Genomic DNA, 25,482 nt, shown 5'->3' on the forward strand with positions numbered 1-25,482 from the left:
GCGAGGGGTTGCCACGCGGTTTTCATCTCCCTTCCCTATGCTTGAGGAAGGATGCGGCGGGGTCTTCTCCTCGGGCTTTTGGGCGTGGCCCTTTTCCTCCTCCTGGCCTGGCCGCCCTTCCTCCGGGGGGTGGTGGGATGGGCCCTACCCCGTCTGGGCTGGGAGGGCCGGGTGGGGGAGGTGCGGGGGCACCTCCTCTTCGGCCTGCGCCTGAAGGGGGTGGACCTCGAGGGGCAGGGCCTGGCCCTGAAGGCCCAGGAGGTGGACCTGGCCTACGACCTTTGGGGCCTTTTCCGGAAGGAGCTCCCCCTCTCCTTAAGCCTTAAGGGGGCGCGGGTCTTCCCCACCTGGGAGGCCTTGATCCCGGAGAGGCCGGGCCCACCCCCCGCCCTGCGGGTGGTCTTCCGCTCCTTAAGGCTTCAGGACACCGAGGTGGAGCTTCCCCAGGGGAAGCGCCTCTTCCTCCCTCCCTTGCGCCTCACCCTCCTCGGAGAAAACCCCTACCGCTTCCTGGCTAGGCTTCCCGGGGGGAGCTTCCAGGGGGAGGCCAAGGCCCTTTCCCGGGACCTCTCCGCCTGGGAGGTGGCCTTCCAGGGGGAGGTGCGGGGGCTTAGCTTCTTCTACCCCGGGCTAAAGGGGGGGCGCCTCCGGGGAGCCTTGCGGGTGGGGGCTTCGGGCCTCCAGGGCCAGGCCCAGGTGGCGGGAGGGGCGGTGGAGGTGGTGGGCTTTTCCCTCACCGGTCTCCAGGGGGAGGTGGTCCTAAAGGGAGGCCAGGTGGTGGCGGGGCTTGCGGGGGTGGGCCTCCAGGGGCCCCTCCGGGCCCAGGTCCAGGTGGACCTGGAGGCTTCCCGTTACCGCTTCCAGGTGGAAGGCCGCCCCCAGCTTCCCGCCCTCGCCCGGCACTTCGGCCTTTCCCTCCCCGTGGAGGGGGACGGGGCCCTTTGGCTTAGGGGGGAGGGGTGGGAGGCCCTCCGGCTCACGGGGGGCTTCCAGGGGGAGGGGAGGCTTCTGGGGGAGCCCTTCCGCCACCGGGGAAGGCTTTCCTTTGACCGGACCTTCGCTCTGGAGGCCGGGGCCGAGGGCCGGCTTTGGGACCGCACCTACGACCTGTCCTTGGACCTTAGGGGTGGGGGCTACCGCCTGCGGTACCGGGACTCCCGGGGGAGCGCCCTCGGGCTTTCCGGGGAGGGGGGCCGGGTCCGGGGGGAGGGCCAGGCCGCCTGGCCTAGGCCCCTGGAGGGCCTGGCGAGGGTGGCCTTCCGGGGGGAGAGGGGGCGGTGGTGGCTTGGGGTGCGAAGCCCGGGGGTCCGCCTTCCCCTTTTCCCACCCCTGGACCTCTCGGGGGGGGTGGCGGGGGAAGGAGGCCGGGTGCGGGGGGCCCTGGGGCCTTTGGCCCTGGAGGGCGCCTGGGAGGACCTGGGCCTTTCCTTGCGCCCCGTTTCCCTGGTGGTGGGGCGCCTCGAGGGCCGAGGCCGCCTAAGGGGAGGCCGCCTCCAGGCCGACCTCCGCTACGCCTCCCCTTACGCCGCCTTTCCCCTTTCCCTGCGCCAGGAGGGGGCGGGTTTTCGCCTGTATAGCCCCTACGGGGAGGGAAGTTACCGGGGAGGGGCCCTGGCCCTGAGGCTTAAGGGGCTTCCCATCCGGGCCCTGGACACCCTGGCCCTTTCCGGGGAGGCCCTGTACCGGGAGGGGGCCCTTTCGGGAAGGCTCCGCCTGGCGGGGCGCTACCTGGACCTGGAAGGAAGCCTCCGCCGCCTGGGGGCGGACCTTAAGGGGCGCCTCCACACCCCCTTGGGGGAGCTTCCCCTTTCCGGGCGCTACGAGCTTGGGGAGGGGCTCCTCCTCCGGGGCCAGGGGCTCACCCTCACCTATAGGGAGGCCCTGCGCCTTAGGGGGGAAGCGGCCCTGGGGCCTTGGGCCTTGCGGGCGGACATGGTGTTTGACCAGGGTTTTTCTGGCTCGGCCTGGGTGCGGGGGCCCTACGGGCTGGGGGGCCTCCTCCTGGGGGAGGGCAGGCGGCTTCTCCTCAGGCTTTCGGGGCCCGTGGAGGGGGAAGGGGAGGTCTTCCCCGAGGTCCGGGTGCGGGGCCGGCTGGCCCCGCCCCTTCCCCAGGGGCTCGCCCTTCCTCCCCTGGCCTTCCGCCTGGAGGGAGGGGTCCTGGACCTCCCCGGGGTGGGGCGGGTGGCCTTTCCCCAGGGGACCTTCCGCCTGGCCCTTCCCTTCCGCTACCGGGGGGAGGAGGGGAGGCTTTGGGGGGAGGGGGACCTAAAGGGGGGTACCCTCCGCCTGGAGACCCGGTACGGGGCCCTGGAGGGCAGGGGGCCCTGGGGGAGCTTGGCCCTCGCCGGGGAGGGGGAGGTGCCCTTTCTTGGGCCCTGGCGCTTCCAGGGAAGGGCGGACCTCCGGAGCCTCCGCTACGGGGGAGAGGCGGTCTGGCCCCGGGCGGCCTTCCGCCTGGACCTGGCCGGGGAAGGCCTGAAAGGGCGCCTCCTGGGCCAGGCCCCGGGGCTTCGGGTCCTGGGCGGCTACGGGGAAGGGCTGGCCCTGCTCCTCGGGGCGGAGGGGTACGACCTCTCTCCCTTGGGCCTTCCCCTAAAGGCCTGGGGCACCTGGGGGACGAAGGGGGGAAGGCTTCGGCTGGAAAGCCCCTATGGGGAAGCCCTCCTCGTGGGGGAAGAGCTTCTTGAGGCCAGGGTGCGCCTCCTCGGCCCCTATCTGGAAGGGGAAGGGGAGGTTTCCCCTTCGGGGGCCTCTTTGGCCTTCCGCGCCCATTACCGGCAAGGGGGCGTGGCGGTGGAGGCCCGGGGGGAGGGGGGCGGGCCCTGGGAGGCGCTGCGCTTCCGGCTCGGGGGAGAGGCCCAGGTTCCCTACCTGAGGCCCCTCCCCTTCCAGGGGGAGGTCTGGACCGGGGGCGGGGTGGGCTACCGCCTCCAAGGGCCGGTGTCCCTGGAAGGGGAGGGGAGGCGGTACCGGGGAAGCCTGGACCTGCCCGTGGCCTTCCTGGGCAGGGAAGGGAGGATTTCGGGAAGATTCCAAGGGGAGGGGCTCCGCCTCCAGGGGGAAGGGGAGGGGGTGTGGGCCGGGCTTCCCTTCGCCTTCCGGGGAGGGTACGGGGAGGGCTTTTCCCTAAGCCTCCGCTACGAGGGGGGCGAGGTGGCCTTGCGCGGGGAGGAGGTGGCCCTGGGCCTAGGGGAGGTGGCCCCCCTGGCCAAGGCCCTGGGGGTTCCCCTGGAGGGCAGGGTGGAGGCCCGGGTTTCCTTGCGGGGCGAGGGGGAGGGAAGGGCTTTCCTGCGCTACGGCCAAGAGGCCCTGGAGGCCACCTACCGGGGGCCGGTTCTGGAGGTTTTCCTGCCGGGAAGGGATGTGGGCCTCGCCTGGAACTGGAGGACGGGGGAGGTCCGGGGCCTGGGGGGGCTACAGGGGGAGGGCTCCTTGCGCTTTACGGGCTTCCCCCAGGGAGAGGCGGCGGGGCGGTTCGCCTACCGGGGCCTCGAGGTGACCCTTTCGGGGCCCCTGGAGGCCTTGGACCTTCGCGCCCGCTACGCCGGGGCGTCCTTGGGGGAAACCCTTGTCGCCCTCCGGGTGGACCTGCCCGCCCTCAAGGGGGAAGGGGAGGTACGCCACGCCTCGGGCTACGCCCAGGGCCAGGCCCGGCTTTCCTGGCAGGGGAGCCGCTACCTCCTGGAGGGCCGGCTCACGACCCTCCGGTACCTGAAGCAGGAGGGCCCCTTCTGGCTTAAGGGCGAGGGGGGCCGGGTGGAGGCCCGCTGGGAGGCGCCCCTGGCCTTGGGCGCCCTCTACGAGGGGGGCTTGCGCCTTTGGGCCAAGGGGGTGGGGGAGGCCCTGGGCCTTAAGGTGGCGGCCAACCTGGCCTACGGGCCCGAGGGGTACCGGGGCACCCTGGAGGCCAAGGGAAGAGGCCTGGCCCTCTTGGCGGAAGGGAAGGGGCCCCTGAGGCTTCGCCTCGAGGGCCAAGGCCTGCCGGGGAGGCTGGAGGCGGGGGCTACCCTGGAGGGCTTACGCCTCTTGGGGGAGGCCCGGTACGCCCACGTCCTGGGCCAGGCCCGCCTCGAGGCCGTGGCCCGCTTCTCGGGAAGCCTCCCCCAGGTGGAGGCGGAAGGGGAGGGGGCCCTGGTGGGACAGGGGGACAGGCTCCCCTTCCGCTTCGCCTACCGCCCGCAAGGGGCCTGGGACCTCAGGGCCTTGGAGGCGATGGGGGAGGCCGAGGGGTTTCGCCTCGCCCTCAAAGGGGGGCACCTTGCCCTGAGGTTGCACCGCGACCTCACGCCCTTCGGCCTGCCCGCCCGCCTCGAGGCCCAGGGGGAAGGCCCCTGGGACGGACCCCTCCGGGTGGCCTTGGAGGGCAAGGAGGGGAGGATGGCCGGGGAGGTGCGGCTTTGGCCCCTCAGGGCGGAGCTTTCCGGGGAGGTCCTGGGGGAGGCCTTGGCCCTCCGCTACGGGGAGGGGCTTGCCCTCACCTTCCTCGGCCCCCACCTCCAGGGGGAGGCCCGCTACCGGGGGGAGCTTTCCGGCGCCCTGGCCCTCCGCTACCCCTTGCCAGGGGGAGGGCTTAGGGGAAGGGTGGACCTGGGGCAGGGCGGCTTGGGCCTTGAGGGGGAAGGGGCCTGGAGGGGGAGGGTGGAGGGGCGCTTCTGCCTGCCCCCGCCCCTTGGGCCCTGCCCGGGGCTTAGGGCGGAGCTTTGGGGAGGCCTCGCCTACGGGGAGGCGGCCTTTAGCGGGAGCTACCGCTACACCGCCCGGGAGGGCTACCTGGGGGAGGTGGAAGGGGAGGGCGGGGTGGCTACCCCTTACGGGGGCCTCCGCCTTCGGGGGCGGGGCCCGGGCCTGGACCTAGAGGGGGAGGGCCTGCCCCTGACCGGGAGGCTGGACCTCTTTCCCCTCCGCCTGGCCTACCGTTACGGGGGCCCCTTGCCCCGGGGCCTGGGGGAGCTTTTCGCCGAGGGGGTCTACCCCGGGGCCTGGCTTTCCGGGAGGTACCGCCTGGGGGAGGTGGGGCTTCGCCTTACGGGGCTTCCCGGCTTCCGGGTGGCCCTGGAGGGGGAGGGGGTGAGGGGGGAGGTGGGGCCGCAAGGGGTTTCCCTGGTCCTCTCGGGCTTCCGCTACGGGCCTTTGGCCTTCACGGGGAAGGCCCAGGGGCCTTGGGCGGAGGTGGCCCTGGAGGGGGCCCTTTCCGCCTTTGGGCGGGAGGCCAGGGCCACGGGGACCTGGGGAAGGGAAGGCCTGCGCCTGGCCTTCCAGGGGGACCTGGAGGGGGAGGTGGGCTGGCGGGAGGCCTGGGCGGGGAGGCTCTCCTTCCGGGAGGGGTGGGTGGCCCTCTTTGGCCAGGGGGTCCCGGAGCTTAGGGGGGAGGTCCTGGGAGAGGAGGTAGGCCTCCTCTGGCCCCGGCTTACCGTGGGAGGGCTTTGGCTGGACCTGGCGGCGCGGGAGGCCGGTGGTGCGGCCCGGCTCCTTTCCCGCCTGCTCCCGGGGGGGGTGGAGGCCCGAGGGGAGGGGAAGAGCCTTCGCTTCGCCTACCGCCTTCCGGGTCTTGGGCTTCCCCTGGAGGGCGGTCTAGACCTCGAGGCCCTGGCCTTTTCCCTCTCCAGCCCGGAAGGGGAAGGGGCCTTGCGCTACGCCGGGGGAAGGGTGGAAGGGAGGCTTTCCCTCGGCGTTTTCGGCCTCACCCTGGTCCTGGAGGGGAAAGGGGACCGGGTGGGCCTTTGGGGGGAGCATCCCGCCTACCCCTGGTGGGCGGCGGGGGCGGGGGGTCTGGAGGGCGAGGTGGAGCTTGGGGGCGCCTACCGCCTCCGCTACCGGGCGGGCCCCCAGACCCTGGCCTTGGAGGGAAGGCTCCTGGAGGCCACCTTGCGGGCGGAGGGGCCTTACCTCTTCGGGCTTCTCCGGTACCCGGCGGGGGGGGACCTGCGCCTGGACCTTCCCCTTCCCCCCCTGGAAAGCCGCTTCCAGGGCCGGATAGGGGGGGAAGGCTACGGGGTGGAGGGGACCCTGGTGGGGGGCGTGGGGCGGATCCAGGTCCAGGGACGGCTTCTCCCCTTGGAGGGGGAGCTTTCCCTGGAGGAGGCCGCTCTGGAGGACTTCCTGGGCCGCTACGCCCCTTACCTCAAGGGAAGGGTTTCCGGGAGGCTGGCCCTTCGGGGGCTGGAGGCCCAGGGCCAGGTGCAGGGCCGGGTGGAGGCGGGGGGGGCCTCCCTGCCCCTCCGCTTCCAGGGGGCCTTGGGGCCGGGGCTTGTGCGGGGGGAGGGGAGGCTTGGGGAAACCCCCTTCCGGCTGGGCCTCGAGGCGGGGCGGCTGGACCTAAGGGCCTCCCCCCGGGCCTTCCCCCTGCACTTCTTCCTTCAGGCGGTGGCGGGGCCGCTGGAGGGGGAGGCCTACTGGACGGGGGAGGTTCGCCTCCGCCTTCCCCTATCCGAGCCCCTTTCGGGGGAGGGGGTGCTGGTGGGGGAGAGCCTGGTCTTCCAGGGAGGGGGGGACGAGCTTAAGGGCCGGGCCGCCCTCCGTTACCAGGGGAGGCGGCTTTACGTGGACTACCTGCGCCTCTCGGGCAAGGGCACCTGGGAGGGCGAGGGGTACTGGAGCCCGGAGGGGAGCGACCTGCGGCTGGCGTTGCGGGACACGGTCTTCACCCCCGTGCTCCAGGTGGTGCCCGCCCTCAAGCCCTACCGGCCCGAGGCTTCGGGAACCCTCCTGGCCGAGCTGAAGCGGGACGGTTTCCGGCTCGCCTTCCAGGACTTCCGCTTCCGCTTAGGGCCTGTGGCGGGCTACCTGCCGAAGGGGCTTCTGGCCCTGAACGGGGGGGCCGAGGCGGAAGGGGAACTCCTCTTGAACGCCCCCTTCCCGGGCCGGGCGCGGCTCGGCCTCACGGGAAGCCTTGCCGACTTCCGCGTCACCGCCCAAGGCGCGGTCTCCCTCCCCGGGCTCAAGGAGGACACCCCCGCCCAGGTGGTCTTCCGCTACCCCGGCTACGGGGTAGAGGTCCGCCTGGGGGAGGCCGAGGCCCAGGGCACCCTCTTCCCCTTGCGCCTCGCCGGGTACGGCCGCCTTCCCCTGTACTACCCCCGGTACTACCTACAAGAGGGCCTTCTGGACGTGAAGAGCTTCTTCCTCTACGAGGAGAGGGGCGCCTACCACCTCACGGGGAACGCCGAGGTGGTAAGGGCCCGCCTGGCCCTGCCCGAGGGGGGCCAGCGCCAGCTCCAGGAGGGGGTGGCGGTGGGAGGGGGCCAGGCCTCCTTGCCCCTCTTCTTTGACGACGTGCGCCTCTATGCGGAAAGGGGCGTCCTGGTCCAGGAGAGCCTGGCCCAGGGGGAGCTGAAGGGAGAGGTCTACCTGGGCGGGACGTACCAGGACCCCTTCCTCACCGGGGAGGTCCAGGCCCTCTGGGGAAACTTCCGGCTCTGGGAAAGCCTCTTCGTCCTGGACCCCGCCTCTAGCCTCCTCCGTTTCCAGCCGGACCGGGGCATCCTTCCGGAGTTCGCCCTAAGGGCCCAGGCGGAAACCCGGGGCTACAAGGTGTTCCTGGAGGCCAAGGGGGAGTTCCTCCGGGAAGGGGGCCGGGTCAAGGTGCGCCTCGAGCCCCGCTTCACCTCCGAGCCTTCCCTCGCGGAGCCCGAGATCTACGCCCTCCTCACCCTGGGGACCCCGGACGTGGGCCGCCTTGCGGAAACCCTGCCCCAGGCGGCCCTGGGGGCGGCCCTGGAGAACCTGGTGCTGGGCCAGTTGGAGCGGGAGCTCTCCCGGGCATTGGGGCTGGACCGGTTCCAGGTGGAGGTGCCCGCCATCCAGGGGGGGAGCCTGGAGGAGACCCGCTTTTCCGTGGGCAAGTACCTGACCCCGGAGCTCTTTCTGGGGTACCAGGTGGACCTGCGGGGGGAGCAGACCTTTTCCGCCGAGTACCGGGCGGACGGGATCACCTTCACCCTCTCCTCCTCCTTCGGGCAGGGGCTCCTTTCCCGCCTGGCCTTCGGCCTGGGCTACGACCTCACGGACGCCCTTTCCCTGACCCTCACCCTGGAGACGGGGGACGACACCCGCTTCAGCGTGGGCGCGGCCTACCGGTGGTAGTATGGCCCCGGTATGCGCGCCTTGGCCAAGCTGGCCCCCGAGGAGGGCCTAACCCTGGTGGACCGCCCCGCGCCCGAGCCGGGCCCCGGGGAGGTCCTGGTGCGGGTGGAGGCGGCGAGCATCTGCGGCACCGACCTCCACATCTGGAAGTGGGACGCCTGGGCCCGGGGGAGGATCAGGCCCCCCCTCGTCACCGGGCACGAGTTCAGCGGGGTGGTGGAGGCCGTGGGCCCCGGGGTGAAGCGCCCCCAGGTGGGGGACCACGTGAGCCTGGAAAGCCACATCGTCTGCCACGCCTGCCCCGCCTGCCGCACGGGGAACTACCACGTCTGCCTGAACACCCAGATCCTCGGCGTGGACCGGGACGGGGGCTTCGCCGAGTACGCCCTCGTGCCGGCGGAAAACGCCTGGGTGAACCCCAAGGACCTCCCCTTTGAGGTGGCGGCCATCCTCGAGCCCTTCGGCAACGCCGTGCACACCGTCTACGCGGGAAGCGGGGTCTCGGGGAAGAGCGTCCTCATCACGGGGGCGGGGCCCATCGGCCTCATGGCGGCCATGGTGGCCCGGGCGAGCGGGGCCGGGCCCATCCTGGTCTCCGACCCGAACCCCTACCGCCTGGCCTTCGCCAAGCCCTACGCCGACCGGCTGGTGAACCCCTTGGAGGAGGACCTCCTGGAGGTGGTGCGCCGGGTGACGGGAAGCGGGGTGGAGGTGCTTTTGGAGTTCAGCGGAAACGAGGCCGCCATCCACCAGGGCCTCATGGCCCTCATCCCTGGGGGGGAGGCGAGGATCCTTGGCATCCCCTCGGACCCCATCCGCTTTGACCTCGCCGGGGAGCTCGTCATGCGGGGGATCACCGCCTTCGGCATCGCCGGGCGGAGGCTTTGGCAGACCTGGATGCAGGGCACCGCCTTGGTCTACTCGGGGAGGGTGGACCTTACGCTCCTCATCACCCACCGCCTGCCCTTGAGCCGCTACCGCGAGGCCTTCGGCCTCCTGGCCTCGGGCCAGGCGGTGAAGGTGATCCTGGACCCCAGGGCCTGAGGCCGCCTTTTTCGGGTCAGGGGAGAGGGGGGGTGGCCCCCCCTCCCCCGTTAAGGTTTTTGTAAGCCCCCCTGAGGAGGATGGGAGTAGGGACCCCAGGGGTCCCGGAAAGGAGGCAGCGCATGAGCGGCAAGCGGCTTTGGCTTTTGGCGGGCCTCGCCCTCCTCCTCACGGCCTGCGGCGGTGGCGGCTCGAACCCTTCTTTCACCCTCTCCTCAGGTTTCGTGTACCAGGTTTCCGGGGACGGGAGCGTTCTGGTTGGGGGCGCTAACGTGGAAGGCGTTCGCAAACCCATGGTCTGGCGGATCAACGCCGCCTCCTTATCCCCAGGCTTCTACTGGCTGAGTGCGGTTGCCCAGCAGACCACGGTTCTGGACACGGGCGTTCCCAGTGCCCCGTACGGGGAGGCGCGGGGGGTCACCGCCGATGGCCAGGTGGCGTGCGGGTACGGCAGCGTGTCCACCAACGCTTCGTCGGGGGACAGGGCCCTGGCCTGGAACTTGACCACCAACCAAGCTATCCCTCTTCCTGATGATCCTAGTGGCGGGAACGTGGCTTACGCTTGCGCCAAGAGGGGAAGCGACGTCTACATCGTGGGCCGGGTGTATCCAAACGTTCCTACGCCTACCATCTGGAAGAACTACGCCATCTGGCATCAAAACACCAGCGTTTCTTATGGCATCTTCCACGACATCACCCCGGACGCCAGCCGGGCCTCGGTCCAGTTAACGTACCGGGGATGGGTCTACGACCTGAACAACAATCAGTACAACCAGCTGATCTCCTCCATCGGCGGGGCCTACTGGAGCCGGATCTCCCCCGACGGACAGGCCGTGGCCTTCTCGGACAGCAACTCCTACCCCGCCGCTAAGGTGTGGTACGGGGGCAACGTCTACAGCGTCGGCATGGGCTTCGGTGCCGTGCGGGTTAGGAACGGGGTGGCCTACGTCTTCGGGGGAAGCTCGGATGGGCTCAACGCCGTTCGCTGGCGCAGCGATACCCAGTCGCTGGAGAACTTAAACACCGTCTTCGCCGGCGTGTTGCCGCAGGGCGTTACCCTTAAGACTGTCTCTGCCGTGAGCCTTGACAACCGGGTCATCGTGGGCACCGCCCGCAACCCCAACACCAACCAGGACGAGCCCTTCGTCCTTGTAGGCGATCCCTTCCAGGCCTCTCCGTGACCTTGCCTGTAGGCTTTGGGATGGATTCTCAGCCTTCCCGCGCTCCCGGGTTTGGACCCTGTGGGGAAAGCCGACCCGGGAGCGGGGGTTCCCTTGCGTGCGGTTACGAGGATGCCGAAGGGAGGGTCTATGGGTACCGTGTTGGCCGCGGTCTGGTGGTCCGCCTGCGCTAGCCTGGCCCTGGCGCAGGACCTCCTCCAGGAGCCTGCGTCTCCCGGGGGCGCCCCGGGGCTTCCCCTTTCCCTCCTCGCCCTGGGCTACCTCCTCCTCTTCCTCTTCGCCCGCACATATCTCATCGCCTGCCCCTCCCGGGCCCTGGCCCGGGCCCAGCTCCTGGGGCTCTGCGCCGAGCACGTGAAAGGGAGGGAAGAGGGGCAGAGGCAGGAGGGGGATCAGGAAAAGGGGGACGCCCGGGAGGACATCAAAGAGTGCCTCCAAAAGGCCCGGGATCTCCTGGAAGGGCGGGGCTTCTTGGGCCGGATTGGGGTTCTTCTTTCCCTATTCCTCTGGAACGGCAAGCGGGAGATGGCCGCCTGGGCCCTGATGCACCGGGCCGAGCGGCGGGCGGCGGCCCTGATGAGTGACGAGGAGGTGAGGGCCCGCCTCGTGCGGGGTTTGGGGGAGCTTGGGGTTTTCTCCGGGGAAGAAAAGGCGTTTTGGGAAAAACAGCTAAAGTGTGCCCTAGGCATGGAGGACCGGGGTCAGAAGGCACAGGAATCCCCTTCTGATTGCCAAAAGCTGGGACCTGAGGGGCAAAGGGCCCTCCTGGAGGAGTTTTTGGCCGCCCTCTACGATGCCCGGGACACGTACTACGCCCGGCTCCTCACCCTGCACAACAAGGCGGCCTGGCTTCTCCTGGTGGGGCTTGGCCTGGCGTGGGCTCTGGGGTCCTTCGCTCCCGGGCTTCCCAACGGGCTAAGCCTGGGGACGGCGCTTCTTCTGGGTTTCCTCGGGGGGCTCCTCTCCCGGCTCTTCCGAGTGGTGGCCACGAAAGAGCTTCCCACCGACTACGGGGCCTACTGGGTGCCCCTCTTTCTGGCCCCGGTGCTGGGGGCCTTGGGGGCGGTGGGGGGATACCTGGTCTTCTGGGCCCTGGTGGAGGCCCGGGTCTTGGGGGAGGGGCTAAAGGCCCTCCTCAGCCCGCCCGCCGCCTACGGGCTCCTGGTGGCCCTGGGGTTCTCGGAGAGCCTGCTTAAGGGACTCACGGAGAGGCTGGAGGAGCGGGCCCTGAAGCAGGAGGACCAGGGCAAGGGGAAGCCCAAGGGAGATGGGGGCGGGAAGGGAGACCAAGGGGAACCGAAGGACCAGCCGGCCCGGCGTTGAGGGGGGCGGTTAAGGTTTTTGTAAGCCCCCCTGAGGAGGATGGGAGTAGGGACCCTAGGGGTCCCGGAAAGGAGGTAAGGATGCGTAAGGGCAAGGGATACGGGTCTTGGGCTAAAGGCTGGCTCTGGGCAGGTCTTCTTTTAGGGGTCGCCGCCTGCAGCGCGCCCTTCAACTACGAGATCAACGTCTTGGACTACGCGGCCCTCTCGGGCACCTTCGCGGTGGGGCAGGGGGGGATCAACCCCAACCCCAAGACGGTGGGCCCCGTGGAGATCCGCTACACCCCCGACCCCCGGGTGAACCTCACGGGGGTCGCCCTGGACTACAAGGTGTGCTTCGCCTCGGAGACGCCGGGGGCGAGCTTCCAGGGGAGCGTGGTCTACACCGCCTACCTGGGCGGGGATGCGGAGGCGCTCTTCCAGGAGGCCAACAAGCTGGCCGAGGGCGAGAAGGATATCTCGGGCATCTCCACGGGGGAGGTCTGCGCGGAAGGGCAGGCCCAGGCCACGGCGGCCCAGGTCCAGGCTTTGCAGAGCGGCATCTTCTACGTGGGGGCCAAGATCTCCGGGAACGCCACCAGCGGCCAAGAGGCCACGGTGCGCTACCGCGCTGAGCGCTTCCTCCTCCGGCTTTCCGGGACGGTGCGCCCGTAGGGGCCTTCTTTGGGAACGTGGGCCCCGCCCTTGGGGCGGGGCCTGGCCTTGGGGTAGCCTCTCCCCAAGGAGGGGCCATGCTGAGCCGCAGGCGGCTTCTTTTGGGGCTTTTGGGCCTGGGGCTTTCCCGGGCCCAGGGGCTAAAGGCCGAGGAGGTGGTGGGGGGCCTCGAGGTCCCCTGGGCCCTGGCCTTCCTGCCGGACGGGGGGATGCTCATCTCGGAGAGGCCCGGGAGGGTCCGGCTCTTTAGGGAGGGGAGGCTTTCCACCTACGCCGAGCTATCCGTCTACCATAGGGGGGAGTCTGGGCTTTTGGGCCTCGCCCTCCACCCAAGGTTTCCCCGGGAGCCCTACGTCTACGCCTACCGCACGGTGGAGGAGGGGGGCCTGAGGAACCAGGTGGTGCGCCTTAGGCACCTGGGGGAGAGGGGGGTCTTGGACCGGGTGGTCCTGGACGGCATCCCCGCCCGGCCCCACGGCCTCCACTCGGGGGGGCGCATCGCCTTCGGCCCCGATGGCATGCTTTACGTGACCACGGGGGAGGTGTACGAGCGGGAGCTCGCCCAGGACCTGGCCTCCTTGGGCGGGAAGGTCCTAAGGGTCACCCCGGAAGGGGAGCCCGCCCCGGGAAACCCCTTCCTGGGGCGAAGGGGGGCGAGGCCCGAGGTGTACAGCCTCGGCCACCGCAACCCCCAGGGGCTTGCCTGGCACCCAAGGACCGGGGAGCTCTTCCTGAGCGAGCACGGGCCGAGCGGGGAGCAGGGCTTTGGCCAGGATGAGGTGAACGTGGTCGTCCCCGGGGGGAACTACGGCTGGCCGAGGGTGGTGGGGAGGGGGAACGACCCCCGGTACCGGGACCCCCTCTACGTGTGGCCGGAGGGCTTCCCTCCCGGGAACCTCGCCTTCTTCCGGGGGGACCTCTACGTGGCGGGCCTCCGGGGGCAGGCCCTCCTCAGGCTCGTCCTCGAGGGGGAAAGGGGCCGCTGGCGGGTTTCGCGGGTGGAGACCGCCCTTTCCGGCTTCGGCCGCCTCCGGGAGGTGCGGGTGGGTCCGGACGGGGCCCTTTACGTCACCACCTCCAACCGGGACGGCAGGGGAGGGGCGCGCCCCGGGGACGACCGGGTGCTCCGCCTGGCGTAGACTGGGCCTCGTGGAGCGGGTCTTGCCCTTCCGCTTTGACGAGAAAGAGGGGGTCTTCTGGCTTCTGGACCAAAGAAGGCTTCCCCTGGAGGAGGTCTGGGTCCCCGTGCGCACCGCCAAGGGGGTGGCCGAGGCCATAAGGGCCATGGTGGTGCGGGGGGCCCCGGCCATCGGGGTTTCGGCGGCCTTCGGCATGGTGCTCGCCCACCTCCGGGGGGAGGACCTGGAGGAGGCCGAGGGCCTCCTAAGGCAAAGCCGCCCCACGGCGGTGAACCTCTTCCACGCCCTGGACCGGATGCGCCGCCACCTCGGGGACCTAAAGGGAAGCCTCGAGGAGGCCAAGGCCCTCTGGCGCGAGGTGGAGGAGACCGAGAGGGCCATAAGCCGCCACGGGGCGAGGCTCCTCAGGGGCCAGGTCCTCACCCACTGCAACACGGGGCCCTTGGCCACGGGGGGCTTCGGCACCGCCCTGGGGGCCATCCTCGAGGCCCACCGCCAAGGGCGGGTCACCCACGTCTGGGTGGACGAGACCCGGCCCTACCTCCAAGGGGCCCGCCTCACCGCCTTTGAGCTCATGAAGGCGGGGGTCCCCGCCACCCTCATCGCCGACAACATGGCGGGGTTCCTCATGGCCCAGGGAAGGGTGGACGCGGTCATCGTGGGGGTGGACCGCATGGCCTTAAACGGGGACTTCGCCAACAAGATCGGCACCTACGCCCTGGCGGTGTTGGCCCACCACCACGGCATCCCCTTCTACGCCGCCCTGCCCCTTTCCTCCGTGGACCCAAGCCTCCCAAGCGGGGAGGGCATCCCCATTGAGGAGCGCCCCCCCGAGGAGGTGCTGGAGCTGAAGGGCGCGCGCCTCGCCCCCCCGGGTTTTCCCGCTTACCACCCGGCCTTTGACCTGACCCCCCACCGCTACCTCACCGGCATCGTCACGGAGAAAGGGGTCCTCTACCCCCCCTTTGACGAGGCGCTGAGGGATGCCCTGGGCCTTTCTTGAGGGGCTTCTTGGGCACGCCTGCCCGGGGTGCGGGGGGAGGCTGGACCGGCCCCTGCTCTGCGCCTCCTGCCGGGCGGGGCTTAGGGCCCAGGTTTTGGGGGAGGTGGTCTACTTGGGGCTTTACGGCCGGGTGGGGGGGCTGGCGCGGGCCCTCAAGTACGGCCGGCGCTTCGGTCTCGCCCCTCTTCTGGCCCTTCCCCTGGCGGAAGGGGTGAGGGAGGCGGGCTGGGCCCTCCACGGGGTCACGGCGGTGCCCACCCTTCTCCCCCGGCTTCTCCTCCGAGGGTATAACCCCCCCGAGCTCCTCGCCCGGGAGGTGGCCCGCCTCCTCGGCCTCCCCTACCGGAGAGCCCTTCGCCGGGTGCGCTACGCTCCCAGCCAGCCCACCCGGGGCCGGGCCCGCCACCGCCTCCCGGAGGACCTCTTCGCCCCGGCCCTTAGGGTGGAGGGGGCCTGGCTTCTTTTGGACGACGTCCTCACCAGCGGAGCCACCTTCCTGAGGGCCAAGGAGGCCCTCCAGAGGGCGGGAGCGAGCCGGGTCTACGGGGCCTTTATTGCCGTGCGGGACCCCGGGGCCCTGGGGCCTTACCGGTAGGGGGCACATTTCCCCCGGAGGGTTTTCCCTAAACTGGGGCGTAAGGGGGTGGTTCCCTTGAAGAAGCCCCGCCTCCGCCGCCTCCCGGACCTCCTTCCCCACCTCAAAGAGGGCCGCTACCGTCTGGGCCCCCACGTGGCCCGGCACATGCTCCAGGAGGGCTTCACGGAGCTGGACGTCCTCCGGGCCCTGGAGTGGGGGAGGGAGCTCGCCATCTACCCCGAGGACCAGAGGATGCTCGTCCTGGGCTACATGGTCTTTCCCCCGAGGCTAAAGCTTCCCCTGCACGTGGTCCTGGAATACGCCACCCCCCGCCAGGTGGACATCGTCACCGCCTTCATCCCTAAGGACCCTTACCGGGTCTACTCCAGGAGACGGCTTGCCGCCATCCTGCGCTTTGACGGGGCCTTGGAGGAGGTGCGCTGGACCAAGCCCTTGGCCCTCTACCCCGCCTGGGAATAGCACCCGGGACAGCGGCCGTAAACCGTGACCTCGTGGGCCTCGGCCTGGAAGCCCGGGGGCAGATGGGCGAGGGTCAGGTCGCACCCCAAAAGCTCGTACACCCGGCCGCAGACCCGGCAGAGGAAGTGGTGGTGGTGGGCCTGGCCCGCCCGCTCGTACCTAGGGGGTTCCCCGGGCAGGGCCACGGGGACCAGAAAGCCCTCTTCCTGGAGATTCTTCAAGTTGCGGTAGACGGTGGCCAGGCCCAGGGAGGGCACTTTCCTGCGGGCGAGCTCCAGCACCTCCTGGGGAGAGAGGGGGCGGTCGGTTTCCAGGAAGACTTCCCGGATGGCCCGCCGCTGCCGGGTGGAGCGCTCCATGCCCAATAGGATACCTACCTGAGAAGAAATTTTCATCCTCCTGCGATACAGTTGTCCCATGCGTTTCCTTGTGGCCCTGCTTTTCGTCCTAGGCCTCTTCCCCGCCTTGGCCCAGGGGGCCGGGGAGTACCTCCTCGGGCGCATCCTCGCCCTGGATCTGGAGAAGGGCGTGGCCCGGGTGAGGGTTCAAGGAGAGGTGCGGGAAGCCCTTTTGCCCACCGATGGGGGCGGGTTCAGGGAGGGTATGCGGGTGGTTCTTTACCGGGAAGGAGGGAGGCTTTACGTCACCGAGCCCGACCGGATGCCCGGGCTCCTCGCCCTCTTGGGCCTCTTCGCCTTGGTGGCGGCCCTCCTGGGCCGCGCCAAGGGGGTGCGGGGGCTTCTTGGCACCCTTCTGAGCCTCTTGGTGGTGGTCTACCTCGTGGTGCCCCGGGTGGCCTCCGGGGGGAACCCCCTCGTCTACGCCCTTCTGGGTAGCCTGGGGGTGCTCCTTTTCACCGTTTACCTGGTCCACGGGGTGAACCGCAAAACCACCGCGGCCCTTCTCGGCACCCTGGGCGCCGTGGCCTTTGTCCTCCTCCTGAGCGCCCTTTTCGTCCGGGCCATGGGCTTCACCGGGCTGGCCTCGGAGGAAGCCCTCCTCCTCCGCCAGTGGGGCGGGGTGGACCTCCTCTCCCTCTTCCTGGCCGGGGTGGTGGTGGGGGCCCTGGGGGCCCTCACCGACGTGAGCGTGACCCAGGCGGCGGTGGTCCAGGCCCTAAGCCACGCCAACCCCCGTTATGGCCTACGGGAGCTTTACCGGAGGGGGATGGAGGTGGGCTACGACCACATCGGAAGCCTGGTGAACACCCTGGTCCTGGCCTACGCCGCGGGCTCCTTACCCCTCTTCCTCCTCCTCACCAAGGACCCCACCCCCTTGCGCTTCCTCCTGAACACCGAGCCCTTCGCCGCCGAGATCGCCGCCATGGTCCTGGGCTCCTTGGGGCTTCTTTGGGCGGTGCCCCTCACCACCCTCGTGGCGGCCTGGTTCTTCCAGGGGGGGAAGGGGGAGGCCCCCGAGGACCAGGGGCATGTTCACTAGGCCCTCCACCGCGGCTTAACTACAATGGGGGCGTGCGCTTATTGCATACCGCCGACTGGCATTTGGGAAAGGTGTTGAAGGGCGTAGACCGCACCCCCGAGATCGGGGAGGCCCTGAAGGGCCTTTTGGAAATCGTTCGCCAGGAGCGGGTGGACCTGGTGGTGGTGGCGGGGGACCTCTTCGACCGGCCCCAGGTCTCCGCCGAGGCCGAGGCCTACGCCGTGGAGTTCTTCCTCCGCCTCAAGGAGCTTGGGGTGCCCGCCTTGGTCATCGCCGGAAACCACGACCCCAAGGAGCGCCTCGAGGCCCTCTCCCCCCTCCTGGCCCTGGCGGGGGCCGTGGTGCGGGGAAGGCCCCTGTTTCGGGAGGAGGGGGGGGTGGTGGAGGAGTTTGCCGCGGCCCTCCTTCCCTTCGTGTCCGAGAGGGTCCTGGTGAAGCGGGTGTGGCAGGAGGCGGAGGAGCGCCACCGCACCTACGCCGAGGCCATGCGGCGGGTCCTGGCCAACCTGGAAAGCCCCCTGATGCTGGCCCACTTCGCCCTGGAAGGGGTGCGGCCCGGGGGCGGGGAGTTCTACTTCCACCTTGCCGGAAGCTACGCGGTGCCCGCCTCGGCCTTGCCCCTGGGGGCCCGCTACCTGGCCCTGGGGCACATCCACCGGCAGCAGCAGGTCTCGGAAGCCCCTCTGGCTTGGTATTCGGGAAGCCTGGTGCAGCTGGACTTCGGCGAGGGGGAGGAGGCGGAAAGGGGGGCGCTTCTCGTGGAGCTTCCCCCCTCGGGGCCCCCTAGGGTCCACCCCATCCGGGAGCGCTGGGGCAAGCCCCTCAAGACCTTCCGCCTGAAGAAGGAGGAGCTGGACGGGAGGTTTTCGGAGATGGAGCGCTTTCCCGGCTACCTGCGCCTGGTGGTGGAGGGGAGGCTTTCCCCGGCGGAAAAGGAAGGGTTTTACCGGGCCCTTCCCCATCTCCTGGCCTTGGAGGCCGCCTCGGAGCTGGCCATGGAGGAGAGGGCGGAGGATGGGGCAGAGCTCGGCCTCGTGGAGGCCTACGGGCGGTACCTGGAGGAGAAGGGACAGAGGGAGGAGGCCCTTCCCGGGCTCTTGGAGCGGGTTCTGAGGGAGGTGGAGCGTGAGGCCCTGGAAGCTGGAGCTTGAAGGCTTCGGCCCCTACCGGGAAAGGCAGGAGGTGGACTTCTCCGAGGTGGAGCTTTTCGCCATCACCGGCCCCACGGGCAGCGGGAAGAGCACCCTTCTGGACGCCATCGCCTTCGCCCTTTACGGGCGGGTACCCAGGGTGGGGCGAAGCGTCAAAGACCTCGTCCACCCCGCCAGGAGCGAGGCCCGGGTCCGCCTCACCTTCGCCGTGGGGGAAAGGCTCTACCGGGTGGAGCGGGTGCGGGGGAAGAGGAGCGAGGCCCGGCTTTTTGAGCTCGGGGCCGAGGAGAGGCTTCTTCCCCTGGAGACCGTGGAGGGGGTGAACCGCGCCCTGGAAGGGCTTTTGGGCCTTTCCTACGAGGCCTTCACCCGGGCCCTCCTCCTGCCCCAGGGGGAGTTCGACCGCTTCCTCAAGGGGGAGGCCAAGGAGAGGCGGCAGCTTCTCATGGACCTCTTTGAGCTCTCGCGCCTGGAGAGGGCCAGGGAGAAGGCCGTCCAGGAGCGGGACCGGCTCAGAGGGGAAAGGGACCGCCTGGAGGGGGAGCTTTCCTCCCTGGCCGGGGCCACGCAGGAGGCCCTGGAGGCCTTGGAAGGGGAGCTGGAGGTCCTCAGGCGGGAGGAAGACCGCCTGCAGCGGGAGAGAAAGGAGCGGAAAAGGGCCCTTGAGGAGGCGGAGGCCCTTCTGGAGAAGATTCGGGAAAAAACCCAGCTGGAGGTGCGAAGGGCCCGCCTCGAGGCCGAGTCAAAGGAGATAGAAACCCTCCGCCAACACCTGGCCCGGTCCGAGGAGGCGGCGCGGGCCCTGCCCCTTTGGGAGCGGTACCACAGGTGGGCGGAGGCCCTGCGGAAGACCGAGGAGGAGATGGCCCAGGCCGAAAGGCGCCTGGAGGACCTGAGGGCCCAGGTCCAGGCTCTGGCCTTTGACCCCCAAGCCTTGGAGGAGGCCCGGGAGAGGCTTCGCCAGGACCAGGAGCTGAGGGGCCTCGAGGGCCTCTGGAAGCGGGTGGCCCCCTCCTTCCCGGGAGGCCCACCCCGCCACCCCTCTCCCCGCCTGGACCCCCTGGCCCTGGAGGCCCTTCTGGAGGAGGAGGCCCGTCTGCAAACCTCCTTGCAGGAGCTCCGGCGCCTCGCCGAGCGGGAGGAGGCCTTGAAGGAGGCCCAGGAAGCCCTGGGAAGGCTGGAGGAAGAGGGCAGGGCCCAGCGGGAGGAGGTGGAGGGCCTGCGGGTGCGCCTAAAGGGGGCCTGGGCCCACCGCCTGGCCCAGGTGGAGGCGGCCCTCGCCGCCTTGGAAGGGGAGGAAGGGGCCCTGCGGGAGGCCCTGGAGGCCCTGCGGGAGGAGGAGCGCCGCCTGGGGCTTCTCGCCTACCACGACCTCCTCCGCCCCGGGGAGCCTTGCCCCCTCTGCGGCGGGGTGGTCCACCGCCTCCCGGAGAGGCCCCCCGCCAAGGACCTGGAGGGGGAGAGGAGGGGGCTTTTGGAGCGCCTGGGGGAGGTGGAGCGCGGGCGGGGCGCTCTCCTCGCCGAGAAGGGGTCCTTGGAAGAAAGGCTGGGAGAGGTCCGGCCCGAACCCCTCCCCGAGGACCCCAGGGCCCTGGAAGGGAAGCTGAAGGAGGCGGAGGAACGGCTTGCCGCCTTACGGGAGGCCTACAAGGAAAGGAGGGGCCAGGTGCAGGCCCTGGCGGAGGAGGTCCAGGCCTCGAGGAAACGGGTGGCCGAGGAGGGCCTGGGCGACCTTGGGGAGGTGGAGCGAAGGTTTTCCGCCCTCCAGGAGGAGAAGGCCCGCCTGGCGGCGGGGCTTTACGGGTATCTAGAGGGGAAGACCGGCGGCCTGGGGGTGGAGCGGTACCTGAGGGACCTGGAAGCCAGGGTCAAGGACCTGGAGGCCAAGGAGAAGAGGCTAAAGGACTTGGAGGAAACCATCCACCGGGTCCAAAGCACCCTCTTTGGCCTTCAGGCCCAAAAGGAGACGCAGGCCCAGGCCCTGGAGGAGGCCCAGGCCGCGGTGCAGGGCCTCATGCCCGAGGAGGAGGCCAAGGCCCTCGCCCTCTCCCCCGAGGCCAAAGGGGCTTTGGAGAAGAAGGTCCAGGCCCACGAGAAGGAGTGGGCCGAGGTGGAGATGGGTTTAGGGAAGCTCTCCCACCTTCCCCCCCTCTCCCTCCACGAGGCCGAGGCCCGGGTGAGGGAGTTCCGGGAGGGCCTTCGGGCGGTGGAGGAAAGGCTCCAAGAGCTGGGCAGGGAGATCGGCGCCAAGGAGGCCCGGGTGGAAAGCCTGCGGGAAGACCTTAGGCGCAAGCGGGACCTCGAGGCCCGCCTGGCGGAGGTGGGGCAGGAGGTGGCCCTCTGGGAAAAGCTGGCCTGGGACCTCCAGGGAAACAACTTCCCCGCCTACCTCCTGGGCTTCAGGCAGCGGCACCTGGTGGAGCGGGCCGATGGGCTTCTCTCCACCCTTTCCGGAGGGCGGTACCGCCTGCGCATCCAGGAAGACGAGTACTGGGTCCTGGACCTCTGGACCGAGGCCGAGCGCCCGGTGAAGACCCTCTCCGGGGGGGAGAGCTTTCTTGCGAGCCTGGCCCTGGCCCTGGCCCTCTCCGAGGAGCTTTCCCGGGGGCGCCTTGGGGCGCTTTTCCTGGACGAGGGCTTCGGCACCCTGGACCCCGAGGCCCTGGAGCAGGTGGCGGGGATCCTCGAGGCCCTCCCCACCCGGGGGCGTCTGGTGGGCATCGTGACCCACGTGGAGGCCCTGGCGGAACGGCTTCCCGCCCGCCTCCGGGTGCGCAAGCACCCCTCGGGAAGCCGGGTGGAATGGGTCTAGACCCGGGGCGTTTGTCCCTGGCGGGCCCCTACCCCGAGGAGGTATCCTTTTCTTCGCCCATAAGTCCTTTCCACGGCTCACGGGCGAGGAGGTGCGCCGTGAAAAAGGCCAAGGACATCATGTCCACCGAGGTGGTGATGATCCAGGGCTCGGCTACGGTGAAGGAGGCCGTCAACCTCATGAAGGAGACGGGCCTTAGGGCCCTCATCGTGGACCGCCGCCACGAGGAGGACGCCTACGGCATCGTCACCGAGACGGATATCGTCTACAAGGTCATCGCCTACGGCAAGGACCCGAGCACCGTCCAGGTTCACGAGATCATGACCAAGCCGGTGATCCCCGTGAACCCGGACCTGGGGGTGGAGTACGTGGCCCGCCTCTTCGCCAACACCGGCATCCGCCGCGCCCCGGTGATCCAGGGGGAGGTCCTGGGCATCGTTTCGGTGACGGATATCCTCCGCAAGGCCGTCTTCTGAGGAGGGTTCCACGGGACCCCGGGGGATCCGCCCCGGGGCTTTTTCTTGACCTGGTATAAGAACCTTCTTAAAATGGCGGCGGAGGTGAAAAGATGAAGCGGCTTATCGCCCTAGCGCTCCTCTTTACCCTGGCCCTGGCCCAGGGTCTCGAGGCCTTCTGGAAGGCGGTGGAGGTGCCCGGGGGGGTCTGCGCGGACGGCTCTCCTTACCGCTTTTACGTGAGCCCCGGGGACCCCAGGAAGGTGGTCATTGACTTCCAGGGGGGCGGGGCCTGCTGGGACCAGGCCACCTGCGGCCCGGAAAGCCGCGCCTACCGCAAGCGGGTGGACGTGCAGGAGCTCTACCTCGCCCAGGGCATTTACAACCGGATGAGCGTGGCCAACCCCTTCTTCGGCTGGACCCACGTCTTCGTCCCCTACTGCACGGGGGACCTCCACGTGGGCCGGGCCACGGTGGACTACGGGGGCTTCAAGGTCCACCACCAGGAGGCCAGGAACGCCCAGGCCGCTCTGGAGTACGTCTTCCGCAACCACACGAGCCCCGAGCGGGTCTTCGTCACGGGGTGCAGCGCCGGGGCCTACGGGGCGGTGCTTTGGGCGGACAAGATCCTCGCCACCTACAAAAACGCCCAGATCGCGGTCTGCGGCGACGCCGGGGTGGGGGTGGTCACGGGGGACTTCCCGGGCTTTACCGTTTGGAACCCGCGTCTCCCCGAGCTTCCCGGCCTTTCCTCCCCGCCCAAGGTCTCGGAGATCTACCGCGCCCTGGCCTAGGCCTACCCCAAGGCGGTCCTCGCCCAGTACACCACCCTTTTGGACGGAACCCAGATCTACTTCTATGCCCTCATGAAGAAGGAGGCCGCCCCCAGCGAGGCCACGGCCCGGGAGTGGGCTACGGAGGCCCAAAGGGCGGTCCTAGCTCCCGCCTCGGAGGCCAACTACACCTACTACCTCGCCCCGGGAAGCCAGCACTGCATCCTCCCCCGGCCCGAGCTCTACACCCTGAAGGTGGGGGAGGTGAGCTTCCTGGACTGGCTCAAGGGCCTTGCCGAGGGGAAGACGCCCCCCCGGGTGAGGCCTTGAGGCCGAAGCCCCGGAACCACTCCCTGAGCTCCGGGTAGCGCTCCACGAGGAGGCGGTGCCCCCGCTTCCGGTCCAGGGGGGCCGCCTCCAGGAGGGCTAGGAGGAGCCCGTCGCCGTCCTTCTTCCAAAGGGCCTGGGCCATAAGGGTGAACCGGGCCTGGAACCACAAGGCCCCCTCGAGGCCCCCCCGGCGCCGCTCGTAGTCGGAAAGCCGCCTTTTCTCCGGGGCGAGCCGGGCGAGGTGCCGGCTCCAGGCGAGGAGGGTTTCCGCGAGGTCCGGCCGGGCCCTTCGCAGCCCCAGGAGGAAGAGGTAGTTGGCCACGAACTCGTCCAGCCACCTGGCCCCGGTGCGGAGCCTCCAGGCCACCTGGACGGCGTGGGCGTACTCGTGGCCCAGGTTGAGGTCCAAAAAGGCCGGGATCTCCCCCGGCGGTGGGCCCAGGGGAAGAAGGATCTCCCGCAGGCGGTGGAGGAGCCTTTCGGGGTAGGCGAGGGGGGCGTAGACGGAAAGCCCCTCCGGCCCCGCGTGCTGGAAGGGGAGGCCGTAGGGGTAGGGGAGCCTCGCCCGCCAGTCCCTTTCCGAGAGGACGAAGAGGCGCACCGGGGGGAGGGGGGCGTAGCGGACGTAGACCTCCCTCAGGGAGAGAAGATAGTCCTGGAGGGCCTTGGCCCTGAGGGCCCCGCCCTCGGAGAAGAAGGCGGGGAGGTGGGGGTGGGGGAGAGCCCGCATCAGATCACTTCCCGGAAGCCCACCCGCTCCGCCTGGGCCCTGAGCTGCTCCTTGAGGGCCCGGTGCTCGAGGAGGTCCAGGGTGGGGTCCTTGTCCACGATGGCCTTGGCCAAGGCCCGGGCCTTCTCAATGATCCCCGTGTCCTCGGCGAGGTCGCCGAGCTTGAGCTCAGGGTAGCCCGACTGCCGCGTGCCGCGAAGCTCCCCAGGGCCCCTGAGCTTCAGGTCCATCTCGGCGATGTAGAAGCCGTCCGTGGACTCCTCCAGGACCTTAAGGCGCTTCAGGGTTTTCTGGCCCGCCTCTCCCGCGATGAAGACGGCGTAGCCCTGAAGCCCCCCCCGCCCCACCCGGCCCCTGAGCTGGTGGAGTTGGGCGAGGCCGAAGCGCTCGGCGTTCTCCACGATCATGAGGGTGGCCTTGGGGATGTCCACCCCCACCTCCACCACCGTGGTGGAGACCAGAAGGTCGTAGTCCCCGCGCCGAAAGGCCTCCATGACCTCGTCCTTCTCCCGGGGGGGCATCCTCCCGTGGAGGAGGGCCAGGCGCACCCCGGGGAGGAGGCCTTTAAGCTCCTCGTAGAGGGTGGTGGCCGCCCGGAGGTCCAGCTCCTCGCTCTCCTCGATGGCCGGGGCCACCACGAAGACCTGGTGGCCCTTTCGCACCTCCTCCCGGGCGAAGGCGTAGGCCTGGAGGCGGAGGCGGTGGGGGAGGACCTTGGTCTTCACCGGGACGCGTCCTGGGGGCATCTCGTCCAGGACGCTCACCTCGAGGTCCCCGTAGAGGGTTAGGGCCAAGGAGCGGGGGATGGGGGTGGCGGACATGACGAGGACGTCCGGCGGCGCCTTGGCCAGCTTGAGGAGGGCCCGCCGCTGCAAGACCCCGAAGCGGTGCTCCTCGTCCACCACGGCGAGGCCCAGGTCCCTAAAGCCCATCCCCTCCTGGATGAGGGCGTGGGTGCCCACGGCCACCTGGGCCTCCCCCGAGAGGAGCCGGGCCGTGGCGGCCTCCTTCTCCTTGGCTGTCATGGAGCCCAAAAGGAGCTCCACCCTCACCCCCAGGGGAAAGAGGTAGCGGGTGAGGTTCTGGTAGTGCTGCTTGGCCAGGATCTCCGTGGGGGCCATGAGGGCCCCCTGGGCCCCGTTTTGGGCGGCGAGGAAGAGGGCGAAGGCCGCCACCACCGTCTTCCCCGAGCCCACGTCCCCCTGGAGGAGGCGGGCCATCTGGCGAGGGCTTCGCATGTCCTGGGCGATCTCCTCCATGACCCTCTCCTGGGCCTTGGTGAGGGGGAAGGGGAGGGCCTTCCTGAAGGCCTCCACCCAGGCCTCCTCCACCCGGAAGCTCCGGCCGAGGACCATTCCTCCCGCCTCCAGGAGGGCCTTGAGCTCCAGGAGGAGGTACTCGTCAAACTTGAGGCGGAGGAGGGCCCGCTTCAGGGCCTCCTCGTCCTCGGGGAAGTGGATGGCCTTCAGGGCCTCGAGGTAGGGCATGAGGCCGAGGTCCTCCCGGTAGGCCTCCAGGGGGTCGGGGAGGGGGAGGGCGAGCTCCAGGGCCCGGTGGACGGTGCGCCGGAGGAAGGCCTGGCTCACCCCCTCCTTGGCGGGGTAGATGGGGACGATGCGCCCGGTGGAGAGGGACTCGGTGCCCTCGTCCTCAAAGTGCTCCACGTAGAGCTGGACCCCGCTGCGCCGCCCCACCCTCCCGGTGACGATGAGGGTGGCCCCCTCTTCGATCTGGGAGAGGACCCAGGGCTGGTTGAACCAGACCAGGGTGATGCGCCACCCCCAGGCGTCCTGGGCCTTCACCTGGACGAGCTGCATCCCCTTCCTGGGGGTCTTGACGAGCTCCTTGGCGAGGACCTTCACGGAGAGGGTGGCCTTCTGCCCTTCCTCCAGAAAGCGCACCCCGGGGAGGGCCCGTCGGTCCTCGTAGCGGCGGGGGTAGTGGTGGAGAACGTCCCGCACCGTGCGCAGGCCGAGCTCGGCGAGCTTCCTCCGGCTTTGCGGGGGGGCGAGGAGGTGGGCGGGATCGGAAGGGGCGAGCCTCCTGGGGGGGGCCTGGGGGGAGGGGCTTTGGCCCTCCAGGAGGCGGAGGGCCTCCTGCAAGACCCGCTTCCGCTCTTCCGGAGGCTTTTCCCCGTAGCCCCGGAAGAGCTCCAGGAGCTTGGGGAAGGGGCGGGCGAGGTTTTGCACCAAGGCCTCGAGGCCCCCCACCACCACCCGGTCCCGGGCCCCGTCCTTGAGCTCCCGGAGAAGGGGCTTGAGGAGCCTGGCCTTGAGCTCCTCTTGCGTCACGCCTTCCATGATACCCTT

General features: G+C 70.1%; 16 protein-coding genes and 1 pseudogene. 14 read left to right on the forward strand and 3 right to left on the reverse strand.

Features of this window, described 5'->3' with window-relative positions; translation table 11 throughout:
• The first annotated feature begins 51 nt into the window (after window positions 1-51).
• The 9 genes from ACY5J6_RS03745 (at window position 52) to ACY5J6_RS03785 (ending at window position 15,482) form a co-directional block, all read left to right on the forward strand.
• Window positions 52-8,082, forward strand: coding sequence for a translocation/assembly module TamB domain-containing protein (locus tag ACY5J6_RS03745; protein ID WP_462846019.1), 8,031 nt, complete (start codon window positions 52-54; stop codon window positions 8,080-8,082).
• Window positions 8,083-8,094: 12 nt separating this feature from the next.
• Window positions 8,095-9,126, forward strand: a complete 1,032-nt coding sequence (tdh, locus tag ACY5J6_RS03750; RefSeq protein WP_462846020.1) for an L-threonine 3-dehydrogenase — start codon at window positions 8,095-8,097, stop codon at window positions 9,124-9,126.
• A 122-nt stretch (window positions 9,127-9,248) separates the two neighbouring features.
• Window positions 9,249-10,307 carry a hypothetical protein gene (locus ACY5J6_RS03755; protein WP_462846021.1) on the forward strand — a complete coding sequence of 353 codons (1,059 nt, stop codon included), beginning with the start codon at window positions 9,249-9,251 and terminating at the stop codon, window positions 10,305-10,307.
• A 129-nt stretch (window positions 10,308-10,436) separates the two neighbouring features.
• Window positions 10,437-11,630, forward strand: a complete 1,194-nt coding sequence (locus ACY5J6_RS03760; protein WP_462846022.1) for a hypothetical protein — start codon at window positions 10,437-10,439, stop codon at window positions 11,628-11,630.
• An 80-nt stretch (window positions 11,631-11,710) separates the two neighbouring features.
• Window positions 11,711-12,283: a hypothetical protein gene (locus ACY5J6_RS03765; RefSeq protein ID WP_462846023.1), complete on the forward strand. Its 573-nt coding sequence runs from the start codon at window positions 11,711-11,713 to the stop codon at window positions 12,281-12,283.
• A gap of 77 nt (window positions 12,284-12,360) precedes the next feature.
• The gene (locus ACY5J6_RS03770; protein ID WP_462846024.1) at window positions 12,361-13,422 is read left to right on the forward strand and encodes a PQQ-dependent sugar dehydrogenase; all 1,062 of its coding nucleotides are present in this window, start codon (window positions 12,361-12,363) and stop codon (window positions 13,420-13,422) included.
• Window positions 13,423-13,432: 10 nt separating this feature from the next.
• Window positions 13,433-14,425, forward strand: coding sequence for an S-methyl-5-thioribose-1-phosphate isomerase (gene mtnA / locus ACY5J6_RS03775; RefSeq protein ID WP_462846025.1), 993 nt, complete (start codon window positions 13,433-13,435; stop codon window positions 14,423-14,425).
• Window positions 14,406-15,020 (forward strand): ComF family protein, encoded by a 615-nt coding sequence (locus ACY5J6_RS03780; RefSeq protein WP_462846026.1) that lies wholly within the window; start codon window positions 14,406-14,408, stop codon window positions 15,018-15,020. The genes mtnA and ACY5J6_RS03780 overlap by 20 nt, the downstream gene beginning before the upstream one ends.
• Before the next feature lie 57 nt (window positions 15,021-15,077).
• Window positions 15,078-15,482: a hypothetical protein gene (locus ACY5J6_RS03785; RefSeq protein ID WP_054638669.1), complete on the forward strand. Its 405-nt coding sequence runs from the start codon at window positions 15,078-15,080 to the stop codon at window positions 15,480-15,482.
• Here the strand turns inward: ACY5J6_RS03785 and ACY5J6_RS03790 are convergent.
• Window positions 15,464-15,841 (reverse strand): zinc uptake transcriptional regulator, encoded by a 378-nt coding sequence (locus tag ACY5J6_RS03790; protein ID WP_054638668.1) that lies wholly within the window; start codon window positions 15,839-15,841, stop codon window positions 15,464-15,466. The two genes, ACY5J6_RS03785 and ACY5J6_RS03790, sit on opposite strands and share 19 nt — an antisense overlap.
• A 58-nt stretch (window positions 15,842-15,899) precedes the next feature.
• On the opposite strand from ACY5J6_RS03790, the gene ACY5J6_RS03795 reads away from it, so the two are divergent.
• The 5 genes and pseudogenes from ACY5J6_RS03795 to ACY5J6_RS03815 all read left to right on the forward strand — a co-directional run bounded on the left by ACY5J6_RS03795 (window position 15,900) and on the right by ACY5J6_RS03815 (window position 22,443).
• Window positions 15,900-16,922 (forward strand): YibE/F family protein, encoded by a 1,023-nt coding sequence (locus ACY5J6_RS03795; protein ID WP_462846027.1) that lies wholly within the window; start codon window positions 15,900-15,902, stop codon window positions 16,920-16,922.
• 32 nt (window positions 16,923-16,954) lie between these two features.
• Window positions 16,955-18,073 carry a metallophosphoesterase family protein gene (locus ACY5J6_RS03800; RefSeq protein ID WP_462846028.1) on the forward strand — a complete coding sequence of 373 codons (1,119 nt, stop codon included), beginning with the start codon at window positions 16,955-16,957 and terminating at the stop codon, window positions 18,071-18,073.
• Window positions 18,048-20,885, forward strand: coding sequence for an AAA family ATPase (locus ACY5J6_RS03805; protein WP_462846029.1), 2,838 nt, complete (start codon window positions 18,048-18,050; stop codon window positions 20,883-20,885). The genes ACY5J6_RS03800 and ACY5J6_RS03805 overlap by 26 nt, the downstream gene beginning before the upstream one ends.
• A 98-nt stretch (window positions 20,886-20,983) precedes the next feature.
• Entirely contained in the window at window positions 20,984-21,361 is a 378-nt protein-coding gene (locus tag ACY5J6_RS03810) for a CBS domain-containing protein (protein ID WP_462846030.1), read from the forward strand.
• Between the two features lie 92 nt (window positions 21,362-21,453).
• Window positions 21,454-22,443 (forward strand): annotated as a pseudogene (locus tag ACY5J6_RS03815) (pectin acetylesterase-family hydrolase).
• Here the strand turns inward: ACY5J6_RS03815 and ACY5J6_RS03820 are convergent.
• Both ACY5J6_RS03820 and recG read right to left on the reverse strand, forming a co-directional pair.
• Window positions 22,397-23,173: a hypothetical protein gene (locus tag ACY5J6_RS03820; RefSeq protein WP_462846031.1), complete on the reverse strand. Its 777-nt coding sequence runs from the start codon at window positions 23,171-23,173 to the stop codon at window positions 22,397-22,399. The pseudogene ACY5J6_RS03815 and the gene ACY5J6_RS03820 sit on opposite strands and share 47 nt — an antisense overlap.
• The gene (gene recG / locus ACY5J6_RS03825; protein WP_462846032.1) at window positions 23,173-25,473 is read right to left on the reverse strand and encodes an ATP-dependent DNA helicase RecG; all 2,301 of its coding nucleotides are present in this window, start codon (window positions 25,471-25,473) and stop codon (window positions 23,173-23,175) included. Before recG ends, ACY5J6_RS03820 begins: the two co-directional genes overlap by 1 nt.
• Window positions 25,474-25,482 lie beyond the last annotated feature (9 nt).

Source organism: Thermus sp. H19.2 (assembly GCF_054979525.1).

What these genes read in the sequence shown, in the direction of transcription:
- ACY5J6_RS03745 (WP_462846019.1), top strand. Translation starts at nt 52, where the DNA reads ATGCGGCGGGGTCTTCTCCTCGGGCTTTTGGGCGTGGCCCTTTTCCTC.
- tdh (WP_462846020.1), top strand. Translation starts at nt 8,095, where the DNA reads ATGCGCGCCTTGGCCAAGCTGGCCCCCGAGGAGGGCCTAACCCTGGTG.
- ACY5J6_RS03755 (WP_462846021.1), top strand. Translation starts at nt 9,249, where the DNA reads ATGAGCGGCAAGCGGCTTTGGCTTTTGGCGGGCCTCGCCCTCCTCCTC.
- ACY5J6_RS03760 (WP_462846022.1), top strand. Translation starts at nt 10,437, where the DNA reads ATGGGTACCGTGTTGGCCGCGGTCTGGTGGTCCGCCTGCGCTAGCCTG.
- ACY5J6_RS03765 (WP_462846023.1), top strand. Translation starts at nt 11,711, where the DNA reads ATGCGTAAGGGCAAGGGATACGGGTCTTGGGCTAAAGGCTGGCTCTGG.
- ACY5J6_RS03770 (WP_462846024.1), top strand. Translation starts at nt 12,361, where the DNA reads ATGCTGAGCCGCAGGCGGCTTCTTTTGGGGCTTTTGGGCCTGGGGCTT.
- ACY5J6_RS03780 (WP_462846026.1), top strand. Translation starts at nt 14,406, where the DNA reads ATGCCCTGGGCCTTTCTTGAGGGGCTTCTTGGGCACGCCTGCCCGGGG.
- ACY5J6_RS03790 (WP_054638668.1), bottom strand. Translation starts at nt 15,841, where the DNA reads ATGGAGCGCTCCACCCGGCAGCGGCGGGCCATCCGGGAAGTCTTCCTG.
- ACY5J6_RS03795 (WP_462846027.1), top strand. Translation starts at nt 15,900, where the DNA reads ATGCGTTTCCTTGTGGCCCTGCTTTTCGTCCTAGGCCTCTTCCCCGCC.
- ACY5J6_RS03820 (WP_462846031.1), bottom strand. Translation starts at nt 23,173, where the DNA reads ATGCGGGCTCTCCCCCACCCCCACCTCCCCGCCTTCTTCTCCGAGGGC.
- recG (WP_462846032.1), bottom strand. Translation starts at nt 25,473, where the DNA reads ATGGAAGGCGTGACGCAAGAGGAGCTCAAGGCCAGGCTCCTCAAGCCC.